This window comes from Enterobacter cloacae complex sp. IR5412 (assembly GCF_049237385.1).
In the GTDB taxonomy this organism is placed as follows: domain Bacteria; phylum Pseudomonadota; class Gammaproteobacteria; order Enterobacterales; family Enterobacteriaceae; genus Enterobacter; species Enterobacter intestinihominis.
Genome location: NZ_JBMKHQ010000004.1, coordinates 1 through 17,011, shown reverse-complemented (window position 1 = coordinate 17,011; position 17,011 = coordinate 1). Strand labels below are relative to the sequence as shown.

The window sequence follows — 17,011 nt, the reverse complement described above, 5'->3', positions numbered from 1 at the left end:
GAGGTTTTTTTATGCGTGGTTAATGCATGAGGTAGGCCGGGTAAGGCGTAGCCGCCACCCGGCAGCAGGCATTTTACTGCTTCGGTTCAGCAACCACTTTGCTACCCAGACCGCGGTTGTTGTATTCCCACATGCGGTTGAAGTTAGCGTCGTTCAGGTTACGCTGCACGTTGTCTTTATCATCCACCGTGCCGGTGTTGCCGGAGAAAGGACGTTTCGAGATCGCCGCATCCGCCCACGGTTTCGCCATGTTAAAGCCTTCGTTAATCACGCTGTCGCGGATCACGACCTGGCCGTTAGTGGCGGAGTCCACGTCCAGAGAGCGGCCAAGCTGCGCCACGCCATCGCCAGCAGCAGTAAAGCGGCTATTCACGGCCAGGAAGCCATAGAACAGGTTGGACTGCGTGGCCGGGGCAAAGACGTAACCTTCCTGCTGCGTACGTGAATTCACCACGCGGAAGTCGGTGTTATCAAACACCACCGCGCCGCGACCGGAGACCATATCCACCTCGCCTTCAATGTAGCTGTTGGTGACCAGAGTACGCGTCAGACGGTTGTTCTTAAGGGTATTCTGTACGCCGCTGTTGGTCACGAAGAAGGTATTCTGGCGGCCCAGGATATTGACGTTGTTAATCTGTACCTTGTCGCCATCGCTACGCAGCGCCACGGCCTGGTGATTACCTGCGTCAACGCTGTCGCCCAGGGTGTTCTGAATGGTCAGGTTCTGCAATTGCAGGCCATTGTTCTGTGACCAGAATACCGCCGAGCACATCACGCCAATGGTGGCGGCACGTTTGCGCTGGCAGTTATCAAACATATACCACGCCGGTTTACCTGGCATGTATTTACCGGCCGGGTTCACCAGATGGCGCCAGGTGGTGCTGTCGATCTCTGAATCAATCGCCAGGCCAATTTTCACGTCGACCGCTTTTTCGCCAAGTCCGTAAAGCGTAATGCTTCCCGGTGCAGCCGGAACATAAACGGTTCCTTCGTATTCACCCGGCAGGATGGCAATGTACTGACGAGATGCGCTGTGTTTGGTGATTGCGGCATCAACAGCTGCCTGAATAGAGGTGTGCGTAACGCCCTGCGCCCCGGCCGGGCCGACAACGAAGTCTGGCTGTTTCGGCAGGTTAATAGAAGAAGGCGTCCATGGGGCTGCATTGGGATCCATCGCCGAGAAATAGTGCGCACGGGTGAAGTTCTTCGCTTCAGCCGCTGACAGGATCGGACGGGAAGCGGTGCCCGGAGCAACCTGCTCAGAAGGTTGCTGATCCGGTGGTGTTGTACTGCAAGCGGATAAAGTCACGCCAAAGGCGAGTGCCAACGCCAGACGGGAAATCCTGGAAATATTCAAGGTAATGCTCCTGGGTATGCAAGTCTTATCTGAATAGACGAAATAGCCTGCTTTTTTATACTAAGTTGAGCGAAACGGGAAGATAAAAACGGGAAAAGTTGCATTTTTGCCCGCAGGCGACGGGAAAGTCATCACAAATAAATAACATTTTCCTGCAAGGCGGTTGACAGCAGGTGACAGATGAAAATAAATGTCTATACAACCCATGACAAGCGGAAGGCACATGCAGCAGCTTCATCCCGATGATGTGATATGGCGAAATGCGCGACTGGCGACCCTGGCGACAGGTGAGCCGGAACCCTACGGCCTGAAAGAACAACATGCCCTCGTCGTGCGCGGCCAGACGATTGCGGCCGTTATTCCTGAAGCCGAGATCCCCTCCGGGCATCGTCAGTGTGTCGATCTCGACGGGCGTCTGGTTACTCCCGGCCTGATCGATTGCCACACCCATCTGGTGTTCGGCGGCGATCGCGCAGCGGAATGGGAGCAACGGCTTAACGGCGTGTCGTATCAGACCATTAGCGCGCAGGGCGGCGGTATTAACGCCACGGTCACGGCGACCCGCAACAGTTCGCCGGAAATGCTCCTGACGGTGGCACAGCAGCGGCTCCAGCGGCTGATGAATGAAGGCGTAACGACCGTTGAAATCAAATCGGGATACGGACTGAACGTCCAGGCCGAAGAGAAAATGCTGCTGGTTGCCCGCCAGCTCAGCCTGAACAATCTGGTCGATATCAGCCCGACGCTGCTGGCCGCGCACGCCGTTCCTGCCGAGTACCGACAGGATCCGGATGCCTATCTCACGCTGGTCTGTGAGCAGATCATGCCCACGCTGTGGCAAAAAGAGTTATTTGAAGCGGTGGACGTGTTTTGTGAAAACGTCGGCTTTACCCCGGCGCAAACCGAGCGCCTGTTCCAGGCCGCCGCCGCGCTCGGGATACCGGTTAAAGGGCATGTAGAGCAGCTGTCGAATCTGGGCGGCGCGGCGCTGGTCAGCCAGTATAAGGGGCTGTCGGCCGATCATATTGAGTATCTCGATGATTCAGGTATTCAGGCGATGGCGCAAAGCGGCACGGTGGCGGTATTGCTCCCCGGCGCGTTCTATTTTCTTCAGGAGCGCCAGCGTCCACCGGTGGCGCAGCTCAGAGAACAGGGCGTGCCGATGGCGGTGGCTACCGACTACAACCCGGGCACCAGCCCGTTTGCCAGCCTGCATCTGGCAATGAACATGGCCTGCGTCCAGTTTGGCCTCACGCCGGAAGAGGCCTGGGCTGGCGTGACGCGGCATGCGGCGCAGGCGCTAGGTCGTGGCGCGACGCACGGGCAGTTAAAGCCCGGTTATGTGGCTGATTTCGTCGTCTGGGAGGCGAATCATCCGGTTGAGATGGTTTACGAGCCGGGGCGGAATCCTTTATATCAACGCGTGTTTCGGGGGCAGGTAGCATGAAATTGTGGCATCCCGTTTCCCCGCAGGTCTGGCAGGGTCGTGACGACAGCGCCGAATCCAGCACCGCGAAACGTCTCTTCCAGACCATACAGCAGCGCGTACACTTTGCACCCGTGCCGTCAGGCATCGCCCTGCTGGGCTTTGAATGTGATGAAGGGGTTAAGCGTAACCAGGGCAGGCCCGGTGCTGCACAGGCTCCCGATGTGCTGCGCGGCGCGCTGGCGAATATGGCGAGCCATCAGGGGCATGCGCGCCTCGTGGATATGGGCTCCATTTTTGTTGAAGGCAATGCGCTGGAGGCGGCACAGCAGGCGCTGAGCGAGGCCATAACCGCGTGCCAGCAATCCGGGATGCGTACTCTGGTTTTTGGCGGTGGACATGAAACCGCCTGGGCGCACGGGCGCGGCGTGCTGGACGCCTTTCCGAACGATCGCATTGCGGTGATCAACCTGGATGCGCACCTCGATTTACGTAAGGCTGAACGGGCTACGTCCGGCACGCCGTTCCGCCAGCTGGCGCTCTACTGCGCGTCGCAGTCGCGGTCGTTTCACTACGCCTGCCTGGGGGTAAGCCGTGCGGCGAATACCCAGGCGCTGTGGGAGGAAGCTGAACGGTTGAACGTGATGCTGGTTGAAGATCTCGATTTTCGCCGGGATGCGCTATCCGCGCTGGATAGCGTGCTTGCGCAGGCAGACCGGGTTTATCTCACCATTGACCTCGATGTGCTGCCCGCCGCAGAAATGCCCGCCGTATCCGCCCCTGCGGCGTTGGGGATCCCGGCGCTGGATCTGTTCCCGGTGATTGAGCGTATCTGCCGAAGCGGTAAACTACAGGCGGCGGATCTGGTGGAATATAATCCGCACTACGACCGGGACGGTCAGGGGGCGAAGCTTGCCGCCCGACTGGCCTGGCAAATTGCTCACTGGTGGGCATAACCACATTACAGGAGTCAGCATGTTTTCACGCTCACCGCAGCAACCCTCCAGCCCACCCGCACCTTTTTATGAGAAGGTGAAAAAGGCGATCAGCGAAAAAATTGCTGCCGGCGTCTGGCGTCCGCACGACCGTATTCCCTCCGAAGCTGAACTGGTCGCGCAGTATGGCTTTAGTCGAATGACCATTAACCGGGCGCTGCGGGAACTGACCGATGAAGGGTTGCTGGTGCGTTTGCAGGGTGTCGGAACCTTTGTCGCCGAGCCAAAAGGACAGTCGGCGCTGTTTGAAATCCGCAGCATTGCCGATGAAATTGCCGCCCGCAACCATCAGCACCACTGCGAAGTGCTGGTGCTTGAAGAGACGCAGGCCAGCGCCGAACAGGCCATCGAGCTGAACGTTAAAGAGGGCACCCGGATCTTCCATTCGGTGATGGTGCATTATGAGAACGATATTCCGGTCCAGATTGAAGATCGCTGCGTCAACGCGGAGCGGATCCCGGACTACCTGAACCAGGATTACACCCAAACCACACCGCATGCGTATCTCTCGCTCGTCGCCCCGCTGACGGAAGGGGAGCATATCGTGGAGGCCGTGCGCGCCACGCCTCAGGAGTGCGAGTTGTTACGTATTAAAGAGCACGATCCCTGCCTGCTGATCCGCCGTCGTACCTGGTCGTCCTCGCAAATTGTGTCGCATGCGAAGCTGCTGTTCCCGGGGAATCGTTACCGGTTGCAGGGCCACTTTATGTCATAAGTTTTATAAGCGTGATCGCTAACGCAATATAGCAAAATTGTATCTTTTTTGTTAAATCCGACCTTGTGTGTGCTTGTCTATACAAGTATATCTAAATGCATCACCTGTCCCTTATGAGGAACACACAATGTCGTCAGATAAATACCGCAAGCAGGATGTCCGCGCCGCGCGCGGCACCACGCTCACCGCAAAAAGCTGGCTTACCGAAGCACCGCTGCGCATGTTGATGAACAACCTTGATCCTGAGGTAGCAGAGAATCCCCATGAGCTGGTGGTCTACGGCGGCATTGGCCGCGCCGCGCGCAACTGGGCGTGCTATGACGCGATTGTTGAGTCTTTGACGAATCTCGAAAACGACGAAACGCTGCTGGTGCAATCCGGCAAACCGGTTGGCGTATTCAAAACCCATAAAAATGCGCCCCGTGTGCTGATTGCCAACTCCAACCTGGTGCCGCACTGGGCGACGTGGGAACACTTCAACGAGCTGGACGCAAAAGGGCTGGCCATGTATGGCCAGATGACCGCGGGCAGCTGGATCTACATCGGCAGCCAGGGGATTGTGCAGGGCACCTATGAAACCTTCGTGGAAGCGGGCCGACAGCACTATAACGGCTCACTGAAAGGCCGCTGGGTGCTAACCGCCGGACTGGGCGGCATGGGCGGCGCGCAGCCGCTGGCCGCGACGCTGGCCGGCGCGTGCTCCCTGAACATTGAGTGCCAGCAGAGCCGCATCGATTTCCGTCTGCGTACCCGCTATGTTGATGAACAGGCCGACAACCTCGATGACGCGCTGGCGCGCATCAAAAAGTACACCGCTGAAGGCAAAGCCGTGTCGGTTGCCCTGTGCGGCAACGCGGCGGATATTCTGCCGGAACTGGTGGCGCGCGGCGTGCGTCCGGATCTGGTCACCGACCAGACCAGCGCTCACGATCCGCTCCACGGCTATCTGCCAAAAGGCTGGACGTGGGAAGACTACCAGCAAAAAGCGGAAACCGATCCTGAGGGCACGGTACTGGCGGCTAAACGCGCCATGGCGGAACACGTCTCCGCGATGCTCGCCTTCAGTAAGATGGGGATTCCGACCTTTGATTACGGGAATAACATCCGCCAGATGGCGAAAGAGATGGGGGTGAATAACGCCTTTGACTTCCCCGGCTTCGTGCCCGCCTATATTCGTCCGCTGTTCTGCCGCGGCATCGGGCCGTTCCGCTGGGTTGCCCTGTCCGGCGACCCGGAGGATATCTACAAAACCGACGCCAGAGTGAAAGAGATTGTCGCCGACGACGAACACCTGCATCGCTGGCTGGATATGGCGCGCGAGCGCATTAACTTCCAGGGCCTGCCGGCGCGTATCTGCTGGGTCGGGCTGGAGTGGCGGCAAAAACTCGGCCTCGCCTTTAACGAAATGGTGCGCAGCGGCGAAGTCTCCGCGCCGATCGTCATTGGCCGCGACCACCTGGACTCCGGCTCTGTCGCCAGTCCGAACCGTGAAACCGAAGCCATGCGCGACGGCTCGGATGCGGTCTCCGACTGGCCGCTGCTGAATGCCCTGCTGAACACCGCCAGTGGCGCAACCTGGGTGTCGCTGCACCACGGCGGCGGCGTCGGGATGGGCTTCTCCCAGCACTCCGGGATGGTCATCGTCTGTGACGGTACCGACGAAGCGGCGGCACGTATTGCTCGCGTGCTGCATAACGACCCGGCAACCGGCGTGATGCGCCACGCGGATGCGGGTTACGAGATTGCCATTGATTGTGCCAAAGAGCAGGGCCTGAACCTGCCGATGATCCCCGCCACACAAGGAAAGCCTGCATGAACGCGTTAACACTTACTCCCGGCTCTTTGTCGCTCAAACAGCTGCGTCACGTCTGGCGTCAGCCGGTGACACTCGCCCTTGATGAAAGCGCCCACCGTGCCATTAATGACAGCGTGGCCTGCGTGGAGGCGATTGTAGCGGAGGGGCGCACCGCCTACGGCATCAATACCGGGTTTGGCCTGCTGGCGCAGACCCGCATTGCCACGCACGATCTGGAGAATTTACAACGTTCGCTGGTGTTGTCGCACGCGGCGGGGGTTGGCCAGCCGCTGGACGATGAGATCGTCCGCCTGATGATGGTGTTGAAAATCAACAGCCTGGCGCGTGGGTTTTCCGGCATTCGTCTGAGCGTGATCCAGGCGCTGATGGCGCTGGTGAATGCTGAAGTTTATCCGTGGATCCCGGCGAAGGGCTCCGTCGGAGCTTCCGGCGATCTGGCACCGCTGGCGCATATGTCGCTGCTCCTGCTGGGTGAAGGCAAGGCGCGCTGGCAAGGGGAGTGGCTGCCTGCGAAAGAGGCGCTGAAAAAAGCCGGCTTAGCGCCGATCACCCTCGCGGCAAAAGAAGGGCTGGCGCTGCTCAACGGTACGCAGGCGTCGACGGCCTTTGCGCTGCGCGGCCTGTTTGAAGCGGAAGATCTGTTCGCCTCCGCGGTGGTGTGTGGTGCGCTGACCACTGAAGCGGTGCTCGGCTCGCGTCGTCCGTTCGATGCCCGCATCCACGAGGTGCGCGGCCAGCGTGGTCAGATTGATGCCGCAGCCATGTACCGCCACGTACTTACCGATACCAGCGACATTGCCGATTCGCATCATAACTGCGAGAAGGTGCAGGATCCGTATTCTCTGCGCTGCCAGCCGCAGGTGATGGGCGCATGCCTGACGCAGCTTCGCCAGGCGGCAGAAGTGCTGCTGGTGGAGGCCAATGCGGTGTCCGACAACCCACTGGTGTTTGCTCAGGAAAACGAGGTGGTCTCCGGCGGCAACTTCCACGCCGAGCCGGTGGCGATGGCCGCAGATAATATCGCGCTGGCGATTGCCGAAATCGGAGCCTTGTCCGAGCGTCGAATCGCACTAATGATGGATAAACACATGTCCCAGCTGCCGCCATTCCTGGTGCGCAACGGCGGCGTGAACTCGGGCTTTATGATCGCCCAGGTCACCGCCGCAGCACTGGCAAGCGAAAACAAAGCCCTGTCGCATCCGCACAGCGTGGACAGCCTGCCAACGTCAGCAAATCAGGAAGATCACGTTTCGATGGCCCCGGCTGCCGGGCGTCGACTGTGGGAGATGGCCTCCAACACCCGCGGCGTGCTGGCGGTGGAATGGCTGGCGGCGTGTCAGGGTATTGATTTACGCGAAGGGCTAAAATCCAGCCCGCTGCTGGAGCAGGCGCGTCATACGCTGCGCGAGCACGTTACGCACTACGATGAGGACCGCTTCTTTGCGCCGGATATTGATAAGGCGATACAGCTTCTGGAAGAAGAAACCCTTGCAGGACTGCTACCTTCCGTGCTGTGATTTTTTTGCCCGGTGGCGCTGCGCTTACCGGGCCTACGAATACGAAATGTAGTCCGGGTAAGGCGTAGCCGCCACCCGGCTTTTTTTATGAATACATCGCCGTAATCGACGCGCTGCCCAGCGAATGGAAATGGACGTTAAAGCCTACCATTGCCCCGCTCGCCCCTTCGTCAACCTCAATCTTGTCCACATCCAGCGCGTGCACCGTGAAGATATAGCGGTGCGTTTCCCCTTTTGGCGGCGCCGCGCCGCCGTAGCCCGCTTTGCCAAAGTCCGTGCGGGTCTGAATCGCACCGTCGGGCAGGGCAACCAGATCGGAACCGGAACCCTGCGGCAGCACGCGGGTGTCGGCGGGCAGGTTTGCCACGATCCAGTGCCACCAGCCCGAGCCGGTTGGCGCATCCGGATCGTAGCAGGTCACGACAAAACTTTTGGTTCCCGCTGGTACATCGTCCCACGCCAGATGGGGAGAGATATTATCTCCCTGATAACCCATCCCGTTAAACACGTGACGTTCCGGCAGCTTTTCGCCGTCGCGCAAATCTTTACTGATGATTTTCATCCTATTTCCCTCGTTACTCACTCATTCAGAAAGTGTAACGCATGGGGTTAAATCGTGAAATGCGCTGATATGTTAACGGCTTTAACCACTGCCCCGGTCAGCTTGTGGAGCTGATCCGGAGAAATGCTGTACGGCGGCATGAGGTAAATCAGCTTACCGAAAGGTCGCACCCAAACGCCCTGGTCAACGAAGAAGCGCTGCAACGCGGCCATGTTCACCGGATGCGTTGTCTCGATCACCCCGATGGCGCCCAGCACGCGGACGTCCGCGACGTATTCCGCATCCGCCGCCACGCTTAGCTGCTGCTTCAGCTGCGCCTCAATCGCCGCCACCTGCGTCTGCCACTCGCCGCTCTCCAGAATGGCGAGGCTTTCGCTTGCCACTGCGCAGGCCAGCGGGTTGCCCATAAACGTCGGGCCGTGCATAAAGCAGCCCGCGTCGCCGTCGCTGATGGTGTCGGCAACCTGGCGGGTGGTGAGCGTGGCGGAGAGCGTCATGGTGCCGCCGGTGAGCGCTTTCCCCAGGCACAGAATATCCGGCGCGATCCCCGCATGCTCGCAGGCAAACAGCTTCCCGGTACGACCAAAGCCGGTGGCGATCTCATCGGCAATCAGCAAAATCCCTTCGCGGTCGCACATCTTCCGAATGCGCTTCAGCCACTCGGGGTGATACATCCGCATTCCGCCCGCGCCCTGCACAATCGGTTCGAGAATAACGGCGGCAATCTCGTGGCGATGGGCCGCCATCAACCGCGCGAAGCCCACCATGTCCATCTCGTCCCATTCGCCGTCGAAGCGGCTCTGCGGGGCTGGCGCAAACAGGTTTTCCGGCAGGTAGCCTTTCCACAGGCTGTGCATGGAGTTGTCCGGATCGCACACCGACATCGCCCCGAAGGTGTCGCCGTGATAGCCGTTGCGGAAGGTGAGGAACCGCTGGCGCGTTTCGCCCTTCGCATGCCAGTACTGCAACGCCATTTTCATCGCCACTTCCACGGCCACCGAGCCGGAATCAGCCAGGAAAACACACTCCAGCGATTCAGGCGTCATCGCTACCAGGCGACGGCATAAATCCACCGCGGGCTGATGCGTGATCCCGCCAAACATCACGTGTGACATCTGGTCAATCTGCGCTTTCATCGCCGCGTTCAGACGCGGGTGGTTGTAGCCATGGATCGCCGCCCACCAGGAGGACATCCCGTCAACAAGCCGCTCGCCGCTGGCGAGATGCAGCTCGCAGCCGTGGGCCGAGGCTACCGGATAGACGGGAAGGGGGCGGGTCGTGGAGGTGTAAGGGTGCCAGATATGCTGCTTGTCGAAGGCGAGATCGTCCTGGGTCATAATCGACTTGTAAACCATTTTGAAAAGTTTTAGGTTTACAAGTATAAACCGAACCGACAATTAACAAAACCCTTTGGAGAAGCCCGATGGCTCACCACGCACGCTGGACGATGTCGCAAGTCACTGAATTATTCAACAAACCTTTCCTGGAGCTCATGTTTGAAGCGCAACAGGTGCACCGCCAGCACTTCGATCCGCGTCATGTTCAGGTCAGCACGCTGCTGTCGATTAAAACCGGGGCTTGCCCGGAAGACTGCAAATATTGCCCGCAAAGCGCGCGCTATAAAACCGGTCTCGAATCCGAGCGCCTGATGGAAGTCGAGCAGGTGCTCGACTCCGCGCGCAAGGCCAAAAACGCTGGCTCAACCCGCTTCTGCATGGGCGCGGCGTGGAAAAACCCCCATGACCGCGACATGCCCTATCTGGAGCAGATGGTGAAGGGGGTGAAGGAGATGGGGCTTGAAGCCTGCATGACCCTGGGTACGCTAAACGAGGAGCAGGCGCAGCGCCTCTCGGCGGCAGGGCTGGATTACTACAATCACAACCTCGATACCTCGCCGGAATTCTACGGCAACATCATCACCACGCGCACCTATCAGGAGCGTCTGGACACGCTGGATAAAGTGCGTGATGCGGGGATCAAGGTCTGTTCCGGCGGGATCGTGGGACTGGGCGAAACGGTAAAAGATCGTGCCGGCCTGCTGTTACAGCTGGCGAACCTGCCGACCCCGCCGGAAAGCGTGCCCATCAACATGCTGGTGAAGGTAAAAGGTACGCCGCTGGCGGATAATGAGGACGTGGATGCCTTCGATTTCATCCGCACCATCGCGGTGGCGCGCATCATGATGCCAACCTCTTACGTTCGCCTCTCTGCCGGTCGCGAGCAGATGAGCGAGCAGACCCAGGCGATGTGCTTTATGGCCGGGGCCAACTCCATCTTCTACGGTTGCAAACTGCTGACCACACCAAACCCGGAAGAGGACAAAGACGTTCAGCTGTTCCGCAAGCTGGGGCTGAACCCACACCAGACCGGGGTACAGGCGGGGGATAACGAGCAACAGCAGCAGCTGGAGCAGCAGATTTTCAACGCCGACACTGACCAGTTCTACAACGCGGCAGCCGTATGACCTGGCAGGCACGTATCAGGACCGCGCTCGACGAGCGGCGGGCGGCGGATGCATTTCGGGTACGCAGGGTAGTGGAAAACGGTGCAGGCCGTTTTCTCACCCGGGAAGGAGAGCGGTTCTGTAATTTCTCCAGCAACGATTATCTGGGCCTGAGCCAGCACCCACAGATCGTTCGTGCCTGGCAGCAGGGCGCGGATCGTTACGGCGTGGGCAGCGGTGGCTCCGGGCACGTCAGCGGCTACACCACGGCCCATCAGGCGCTGGAGGAAGCGTTGGCCGACTGGCTGGGCTACCCGCGGGCGCTGCTGTTTATCTCCGGTTTTGCCGCGAATCAGGCGGTGATTGCCGCCCTGATGGGCAAAGACGACCGCATCATCGCGGACCGCCTGAGCCACGCCTCCCTGCTTGAAGCCGCCAGTCTCAGCCCGGCACAGCTGCGGCGTTTTGCCCATAACGATGCCTCTCAGCTGAACGTCCTGCTGGGTAAACCCTGTTCAGGGCTTCAGCTGGCGGTCACGGAAGGGGTATTCAGCATGGACGGCGACAGCGCGCCCCTGGCCGCGTTGCACGACGCCGCAAAACAGCAAAACGCCTGGCTGCTGGTCGACGATGCCCACGGCATTGGCGTCACCGGCGAGGAGGGGCGCGGAAGCGCTTATCAGCAGGGCGTCAGGCCGGAACTGCTGGTGGTCACCTTCGGCAAAGGCTTCGGCGTCAGCGGTGCCGCGGTGTTGTGCAGCGAGCCGGTGGCCGACTACCTGGTGCAGTTCGCCCGGCACCTGATCTACAGCACCAGCATGCCCCCGGCGCAGGCCGTGGCACTCTCAGCGTCGCTTGCGGTGATCCGCGGCGAAGACGGCGCTGAACGCCGGGCTCGCCTGGGCGACCATATACAGCGTTTTCGCCGGGGGGTAAGCGAACTGCCTTACCGGCTTACCGACTCGCACAGCGCCATTCAGCCCGTGATTGTGGGTGAAAACCATCGGGCGCTGATGCTGGCACAGGCGCTACGAGAACGCGGGCAGTGGGTCACGGCGATCCGCCCACCCACCGTGCCGCCAGGCACCGCGCGCTTGCGTCTGACGCTTACGGCAGCGCACGAGCCGCAGGATATCGATACGCTTCTGGAGGCACTATATGTCTCCCGTCAATAAACAGGCCGTTGCCGCCGCGTTTGGCCGGGCAGCGCAAAGCTATTCACAGCACGATGAGCTGCAACGCCTGAGCGCGCGCGGGCTGCTGGCCGCGCTCGGTGAGGGGCGTTTTGCGCAGGTGCTCGACGCTGGCTGCGGGCCAGGCGGCAATAGCCGCTACTGGCGCGCAACGGGTAGCCACGTCACGGCGCTGGATTTATCCGCGCAGATGCTGGATGAGGCCCGCCAACAGCAGTCAGCAGACCGTTATCTGGTGGCCGATATCGAGGCCATCCCGCTGGAGGATGCGCTGTTTGACCTCGTCTGGAGCCATCTGGCGGTGCAGTGGTGCGCCAGCCTGCCGCAGGCCTTACGCGAGCTATACCGCGTGGCGCGGCCCGGCGGAGCAGTGGCCTTTACCACCCTGCTGGAAAGTTCGTTGCCGGAGCTGAATCAGGCGTGGAGGGCGGTGGATGCGCAGCCGCATGCCAACCGGTTTCTCTCGCACGAACAGGTCACTCAGGCGCTGGCAGGCTGGCGCTATCGCAGCGTAGTCCAGACCGTCACCCTCGAATTTAGCGATGCGTTAAGCGCCATGCGTTCTCTTAAGGGCATAGGCGCGACGCACCTGCACGCCGGTCGGGAGAAGAAACCCCTTACCCGCGGACAACTCCAGCGTCTCGGGCTGGCCTGGCCGCAGGATCGGGGCCGGTTCCCGCTCTCTTATCATCTTTTTCATGGGATTATTGAACGTGACTGAACGTTATTTTGTTACCGGTACGGACACCGAAGTCGGTAAAACGGTTGCCAGCGCCGCGCTGTTGCAGGCGGCGCGTCTGCTGGGGAAAACAACGGCCGGGTATAAGCCCGTAGCCTCCGGCAGCGAGATGACGCCGGAAGGCTTACGCAATACTGATGCGCTGGCGCTACAGCGTAACAGCAGCCTTGCGCTGGCCTATTCTGCGGTGAACCCCTATACCTTTGCTGAACCCACCTCGCCGCACATCGTCAGCGCCGATGAAGATCGTCCGATTGATTTTTCGGTGCTCTCTTCCGGATTACGCGACCTGGAAACGCAGGCCGACTGGGTGCTGGTGGAGGGGGCTGGCGGCTGGTTTACCCCGCTGTCCGACGAGCAGACATTTGCTGACTGGGTGCGGGCCGAACAGCTTCCGGTCATTCTGGTGGTGGGGGTGAAGCTTGGCTGTATCAATCACGCCATGCTGACCGCTCAGGCCGTGCAGCAGGCCGGGTTGCGTCTGGCAGGGTGGATTGCCAATGACGTGGTTGCGCCGGGTAAACGTCATGCTGAGTATCTGGCGACGCTGAAGCGGGTGCTGCCTGCGCCGTTTCTCGGTGAGATCCCGTGGCTTGCCGACGGCGCAGAGCAGGCGGAAACCGGACGCTATCTTGACCTCAGCGCCTTATGTCCCGCGCCATCCAGTGCGCAATAAGGTCGTCATCCAGCTCGTTAACGTGGCCCTGTGCCACGTTACGCCCGCGATAGAGCATGCAGAAACGATCCGCTACCCGGCGGATAAACGACAGCTGTTGCTCCGCTAACAGCACCGTCATTCCCAGCTCCCGATTCAACCGTACCAGCAGTTGACCCAGCCTGCGGGCGAAGCCTTGCCCTGCGCCATACATGGGCTCATCCAGAATCAACACGCGCGGGCGATTAACCAGCGCACTGGCGAGGGCCAGCTGATACTGGTCGTCGGGGGACAGCGCAGAGGCACGGCTCTGTCGCAGCGGATAGAGTTCCGGAAACAGGGCGTACACGTCATTTTTTGATGTCGGGTCGGATTTCCCCGTCGCCCGCATAGCGATATGCAGATTTTCATCGACGGTCAGCTGGGAAAATATCCGCCGATCCTGCGGGACGTAGCCTATCGTTGGCGGCGCCGTGAATGCTGACGCAGGGCTGAGCAAATTACGCGGTGGCGCGCCAGCCTCATGCCATATGATGGTGCCGCTCTCAACGGGCACCTTTCCGGTAATGCAGTTCATGAGCGTGGATTTACCCATGCCAGGCAGGCCAACAATGCCCGTACAGATGCCTTGCGGGAAATCGATATTCACGTTCCATAGCGTATGTTGGCTTCCGTAAAACTGATTTACAGCACGCAGACTCAACATCTTTCTCTCCTTAAAAATGTGTGGGGTAATGCTCAGGCTGATATCTGCAAAACGCCTGCCAGAAACAAAATAATGATTAAAAAAGAGCCATTTTTAGGAATAACCCACTGCTAAAAGCTTAACGTTTGTTCGAATTGCACGCTCCCGGTGCCGTGCGTGTCGAATCGTGGTGCAGGGAAAATGACGGAATTGTGATTAAGATCTCGCCGGTTACTTATGAAAAAATGAACGTTTTCCAGGCAAAAAAGAGTGATAAAAATTTTTTACTGCCGCTTCGTGGGAAAAACCGGGAATTTGCTGGAGTGCATGCTGTACGGGCTGGAGGCAGTTATCCACTATTCCTGTGGATAACCTTGTGCATTAGAGTTAGAAAACACGCGATAAGCGAGAGAATACGCGGGTTACGCCCAAATTGATGCGAAACGCGGCTTTAGGAAATAGTCTATATTTTTTAACGAATTAGATAAAAGCAATTCCCTCAGCGCCAGCGACACCTGTTGCCATAAAACTTTCATAACCGCCCTTGACAAATGTTAAAAAAGTAATAGTTCTGGGGATAACCCCCTGAGGCTGGTGTTTTATATTGTCACAGTCGAAATTTAGCTCGCGAACGCACTAATCCTCTCTGCGCTACGCTAAATATCCTGACACGCTACTGGTTTTCCATCCAGTGTTTTTTACTGGCAATCCTGGCCACAACGAGTAAAATTACTCACCTGCCGCTTATTCTGTCATCAGGTCGTCGCCCATGAGTAAACCGTTCAAATTGAATTCTGCTTTCCGTCCTTCCGGGGATCAGCCCGAGGCCATTCGTCGCCTGGAAGAGGGGCTGGAAGACGGGCTGGCGCACCAGACCCTGCTGGGGGTAACCGGTTCGGGTAAAACCTTCACTATTGCCAACGTCATTGCCGATCTTCAGCGTCCTACGATGGTTCTCGCGCCGAACAAAACGCTGGCGGCGCAGCTGTATGGTGAGATGAAAGAGTTCTTCCCGGAAAACGCGGTGGAGTATTTCGTCTCCTACTACGACTACTACCAGCCGGAAGCCTACGTTCCCAGCTCCGACACGTTTATCGAGAAAGATGCCTCGGTGAACGAACATATCGAGCAGATGCGTTTGTCGGCGACCAAGGCGCTGCTGGAGCGGCGTGATGTGGTGGTGGTGGCCTCGGTGTCGGCGATCTACGGCCTGGGCGATCCGGATCTCTATCTCAAGATGATGCTGCACCTGACGCAGGGGATGATCATCGATCAGCGTGCAATTTTGCGCCGTCTGGCGGAGCTGCAGTACACCCGTAACGATCAGGCGTTCCAGCGCGGGACCTTCCGCGTACGTGGTGAGGTGATTGATATCTTCCCGGCGGAATCGGACGACATGGCGCTGCGCGTAGAGCTGTTCGATGAAGAGGTTGAACGCCTGTCGCTGTTCGACCCGCTGACCGGTCATGTGGAGTCGGTGATCCAGCGCTTCACCATCTACCCAAAAACGCACTACGTGACGCCACGCGAGCGTATCGTACAGGCGATGGAAGAGATTAAAATTGAGCTGGCAGACCGCCGCAAGGTGCTGCTGGCGAACAACAAGCTGCTGGAAGAGCAGCGCCTGAGCCAGCGTACCCAGTTCGATCTGGAGATGATGAACGAGCTGGGCTACTGCTCCGGCATTGAAAACTACTCACGCTACCTCTCCGGGCGCGGACCGGGCGAAGCGCCGCCGACGCTGTTTGACTACCTTCCGGCGGACGGCCTGCTGGTGATCGACGAATCCCACGTTACGATCCCCCAGATCGGCGGGATGTACCGCGGTGACCGCGCGCGTAAAGAGACGCTGGTGGAGTACGGATTCCGACTGCCGTCAGCGCTGGACAACCGTCCGATGAAGTTTGAAGAATTTGAGGCGCTTGCTCCGCAGACCATCTACGTATCGGCGACGCCGGGCAACTACGAGCTGGAGAAATCCGGTGATGACGTGGTGGACCAGGTTGTGCGTCCGACCGGGCTGCTGGATCCGATTATCGAGGTGCGTCCGGTGGCGACGCAGGTGGACGATCTGCTCTCGGAAATACGTGCCCGTTCCGCTATCAACGAGCGTGTACTGGTGACCACGCTCACCAAACGTATGGCGGAGGATTTGACGGAGTATCTGGAAGAACACGGCGAGAAGGTGCGGTATCTGCACTCGGATATTGATACCGTGGAGCGTATGGAGATCATCCGCGACCTGCGCCTGGGCGAGTTCGACGTGCTGGTGGGTATCAACCTTCTGCGAGAAGGTCTGGATATGCCGGAAGTGTCGCTGGTGGCGATTCTGGACGCGGACAAAGAGGGCTTCCTGCGTTCCGAGCGCTCGCTGATCCAGACCATTGGCCGTGCCGCGCGTAACGTCAACGGGAAGGCGATTCTGTACGGGGATAAAATCACCCCGTCGATGGCCAAAGCGATTGGCGAAACGGAACGTCGTCGCGAGAAGCAGCAGCGCTATAACGAAGAGCACGGCATCACGCCGCAGGGGCTGAACAAGAAAGTGGTGGATATCCTGGCGCTGGGTCAGAACATTGCGAAGACCAAAGCGAAAGGGCGCGGCAAGGCCCGTTCAGTGGTGGAAGAGGATACCGTCGCGCTGACCCCGAAAGCGTTGCAGCAAAAGATCCACGAGCTGGAAGGGCAGATGATGCAGCACGCGCAGAATCTGGAGTTCGAAGAGGCTGCGCAAATCCGCGATCAGCTTCATCAACTGCGGGATCTGTTTATTGCGGCATCGTAGTTTTTTGCCCGGTGGGGTTTTCTCCCTCTCCCTGTGGGCTGAGGGATCCCCAGTAATTTTTTTATGCAGAAGCAATAAAGTTGCTTTCTAAATGACTGAGGGCTGTCAGCGATGCCCTGGTCC

14 protein-coding genes are annotated in these 17,011 nt (G+C 59.1%); 10 read left to right on the top strand and 4 right to left on the bottom strand.

Translation table 11 applies throughout. From position 1 onward, the window contains the following. Positions 1-73 precede the first annotated feature (73 nt). Complete coding sequence (locus ACOTX2_RS08735; protein WP_063147995.1) at positions 74-1,357, bottom strand: putative acyl-CoA thioester hydrolase; 1,284 nt, start codon at positions 1,355-1,357, stop codon at positions 74-76. A 223-nt stretch (positions 1,358-1,580) separates the two neighbouring features. On the opposite strand from ACOTX2_RS08735, the gene hutI reads away from it, so the two are divergent. The 5 genes from hutI to hutH all read left to right on the top strand — a co-directional run bounded on the left by hutI (position 1,581) and on the right by hutH (position 7,826). Then, positions 1,581-2,804, top strand: coding sequence for an imidazolonepropionase (gene hutI / locus ACOTX2_RS08730; protein WP_063147994.1), 1,224 nt, complete (start codon positions 1,581-1,583; stop codon positions 2,802-2,804). Continuing rightward, entirely contained in the window at positions 2,801-3,739 is a 939-nt protein-coding gene (gene hutG, locus ACOTX2_RS08725) for a formimidoylglutamase (RefSeq protein ID WP_022647490.1), read from the top strand. Before hutI ends, hutG begins: the two co-directional genes overlap by 4 nt. Positions 3,740-3,758: 19 nt before the next feature. Beyond that, positions 3,759-4,493, top strand: a complete 735-nt coding sequence (locus ACOTX2_RS08720; protein WP_022647491.1) for a histidine utilization repressor — start codon at positions 3,759-3,761, stop codon at positions 4,491-4,493. Between the two features lie 127 nt (positions 4,494-4,620). After that, on the top strand, positions 4,621-6,309 hold the full coding sequence (hutU, locus tag ACOTX2_RS08715; RefSeq protein ID WP_003858533.1) for a urocanate hydratase: 1,689 nt from the start codon (positions 4,621-4,623) through the stop codon (positions 6,307-6,309). Next, on the top strand, positions 6,306-7,826 hold the full coding sequence (gene hutH / locus ACOTX2_RS08710) for a histidine ammonia-lyase (protein ID WP_032624627.1): 1,521 nt from the start codon (positions 6,306-6,308) through the stop codon (positions 7,824-7,826). The genes hutU and hutH overlap by 4 nt, the downstream gene beginning before the upstream one ends. 85 nt (positions 7,827-7,911) lie before the next feature. On the opposite strand, the gene ACOTX2_RS08705 is transcribed toward hutH, so the two are convergent. Both ACOTX2_RS08705 and bioA read right to left on the bottom strand, forming a co-directional pair. Further along, the gene (locus ACOTX2_RS08705) at positions 7,912-8,388 is read right to left on the bottom strand and encodes a kinase inhibitor (RefSeq protein ID WP_003858531.1); all 477 of its coding nucleotides are present in this window, start codon (positions 8,386-8,388) and stop codon (positions 7,912-7,914) included. A gap of 47 nt (positions 8,389-8,435) precedes the next feature. Beyond that, positions 8,436-9,725, bottom strand: coding sequence for an adenosylmethionine--8-amino-7-oxononanoate transaminase (bioA, locus tag ACOTX2_RS08700; protein WP_058677404.1), 1,290 nt, complete (start codon positions 9,723-9,725; stop codon positions 8,436-8,438). Positions 9,726-9,811: 86 nt separating this feature from the next. On the opposite strand from bioA, the gene bioB reads away from it, so the two are divergent. Genes bioB through bioD form a run of 4 tightly spaced genes read left to right on the top strand, consistent with a single transcriptional unit; the run spans position 9,812 to position 13,439 of the window. Then, the gene (gene bioB / locus ACOTX2_RS08695; RefSeq protein WP_017384942.1) at positions 9,812-10,852 is read left to right on the top strand and encodes a biotin synthase BioB; all 1,041 of its coding nucleotides are present in this window, start codon (positions 9,812-9,814) and stop codon (positions 10,850-10,852) included. Continuing rightward, entirely contained in the window at positions 10,849-12,006 is a 1,158-nt protein-coding gene (gene bioF, locus ACOTX2_RS08690) for an 8-amino-7-oxononanoate synthase (protein ID WP_063147992.1), read from the top strand. Before bioB ends, bioF begins: the two co-directional genes overlap by 4 nt. Continuing rightward, the gene (gene bioC / locus ACOTX2_RS08685) at positions 11,990-12,745 is read left to right on the top strand and encodes a malonyl-ACP O-methyltransferase BioC (RefSeq protein WP_063147991.1); all 756 of its coding nucleotides are present in this window, start codon (positions 11,990-11,992) and stop codon (positions 12,743-12,745) included. The genes bioF and bioC overlap by 17 nt, the downstream gene beginning before the upstream one ends. Then, positions 12,738-13,439, top strand: a complete 702-nt coding sequence (bioD, locus tag ACOTX2_RS08680) for a dethiobiotin synthase (protein ID WP_072200992.1) — start codon at positions 12,738-12,740, stop codon at positions 13,437-13,439. The genes bioC and bioD overlap by 8 nt, the downstream gene beginning before the upstream one ends. On the opposite strand, the gene ACOTX2_RS08675 is transcribed toward bioD, so the two are convergent. Beyond that, entirely contained in the window at positions 13,402-14,124 is a 723-nt protein-coding gene (locus tag ACOTX2_RS08675) for an ABC transporter ATP-binding protein (RefSeq protein ID WP_022647498.1), read from the bottom strand. The genes bioD and ACOTX2_RS08675 overlap by 38 nt on opposite strands. Before the next feature lie 748 nt (positions 14,125-14,872). On the opposite strand from ACOTX2_RS08675, the gene uvrB reads away from it, so the two are divergent. Next, positions 14,873-16,888 (top strand): excinuclease ABC subunit UvrB, encoded by a 2,016-nt coding sequence (gene uvrB, locus ACOTX2_RS08670; RefSeq protein ID WP_003858519.1) that lies wholly within the window; start codon positions 14,873-14,875, stop codon positions 16,886-16,888. Positions 16,889-17,011: the final 123 nt, after the last annotated feature.

What these genes read in the sequence shown, in the direction of transcription:
- ACOTX2_RS08720 (WP_022647491.1), top strand. Translation starts at nt 3,759, where the DNA reads ATGTTTTCACGCTCACCGCAGCAACCCTCCAGCCCACCCGCACCTTTT.
- bioA (WP_058677404.1), bottom strand. Translation starts at nt 9,725, where the DNA reads ATGACCCAGGACGATCTCGCCTTCGACAAGCAGCATATCTGGCACCCT.
- hutH (WP_032624627.1), top strand. Translation starts at nt 6,306, where the DNA reads ATGAACGCGTTAACACTTACTCCCGGCTCTTTGTCGCTCAAACAGCTG.
- bioF (WP_063147992.1), top strand. Translation starts at nt 10,849, where the DNA reads ATGACCTGGCAGGCACGTATCAGGACCGCGCTCGACGAGCGGCGGGCG.
- bioC (WP_063147991.1), top strand. Translation starts at nt 11,990, where the DNA reads ATGTCTCCCGTCAATAAACAGGCCGTTGCCGCCGCGTTTGGCCGGGCA.
- hutG (WP_022647490.1), top strand. Translation starts at nt 2,801, where the DNA reads ATGAAATTGTGGCATCCCGTTTCCCCGCAGGTCTGGCAGGGTCGTGAC.
- bioB (WP_017384942.1), top strand. Translation starts at nt 9,812, where the DNA reads ATGGCTCACCACGCACGCTGGACGATGTCGCAAGTCACTGAATTATTC.
- ACOTX2_RS08705 (WP_003858531.1), bottom strand. Translation starts at nt 8,388, where the DNA reads ATGAAAATCATCAGTAAAGATTTGCGCGACGGCGAAAAGCTGCCGGAA.
- uvrB (WP_003858519.1), top strand. Translation starts at nt 14,873, where the DNA reads ATGAGTAAACCGTTCAAATTGAATTCTGCTTTCCGTCCTTCCGGGGAT.
- hutU (WP_003858533.1), top strand. Translation starts at nt 4,621, where the DNA reads ATGTCGTCAGATAAATACCGCAAGCAGGATGTCCGCGCCGCGCGCGGC.
- ACOTX2_RS08675 (WP_022647498.1), bottom strand. Translation starts at nt 14,124, where the DNA reads ATGTTGAGTCTGCGTGCTGTAAATCAGTTTTACGGAAGCCAACATACG.
- hutI (WP_063147994.1), top strand. Translation starts at nt 1,581, where the DNA reads ATGCAGCAGCTTCATCCCGATGATGTGATATGGCGAAATGCGCGACTG.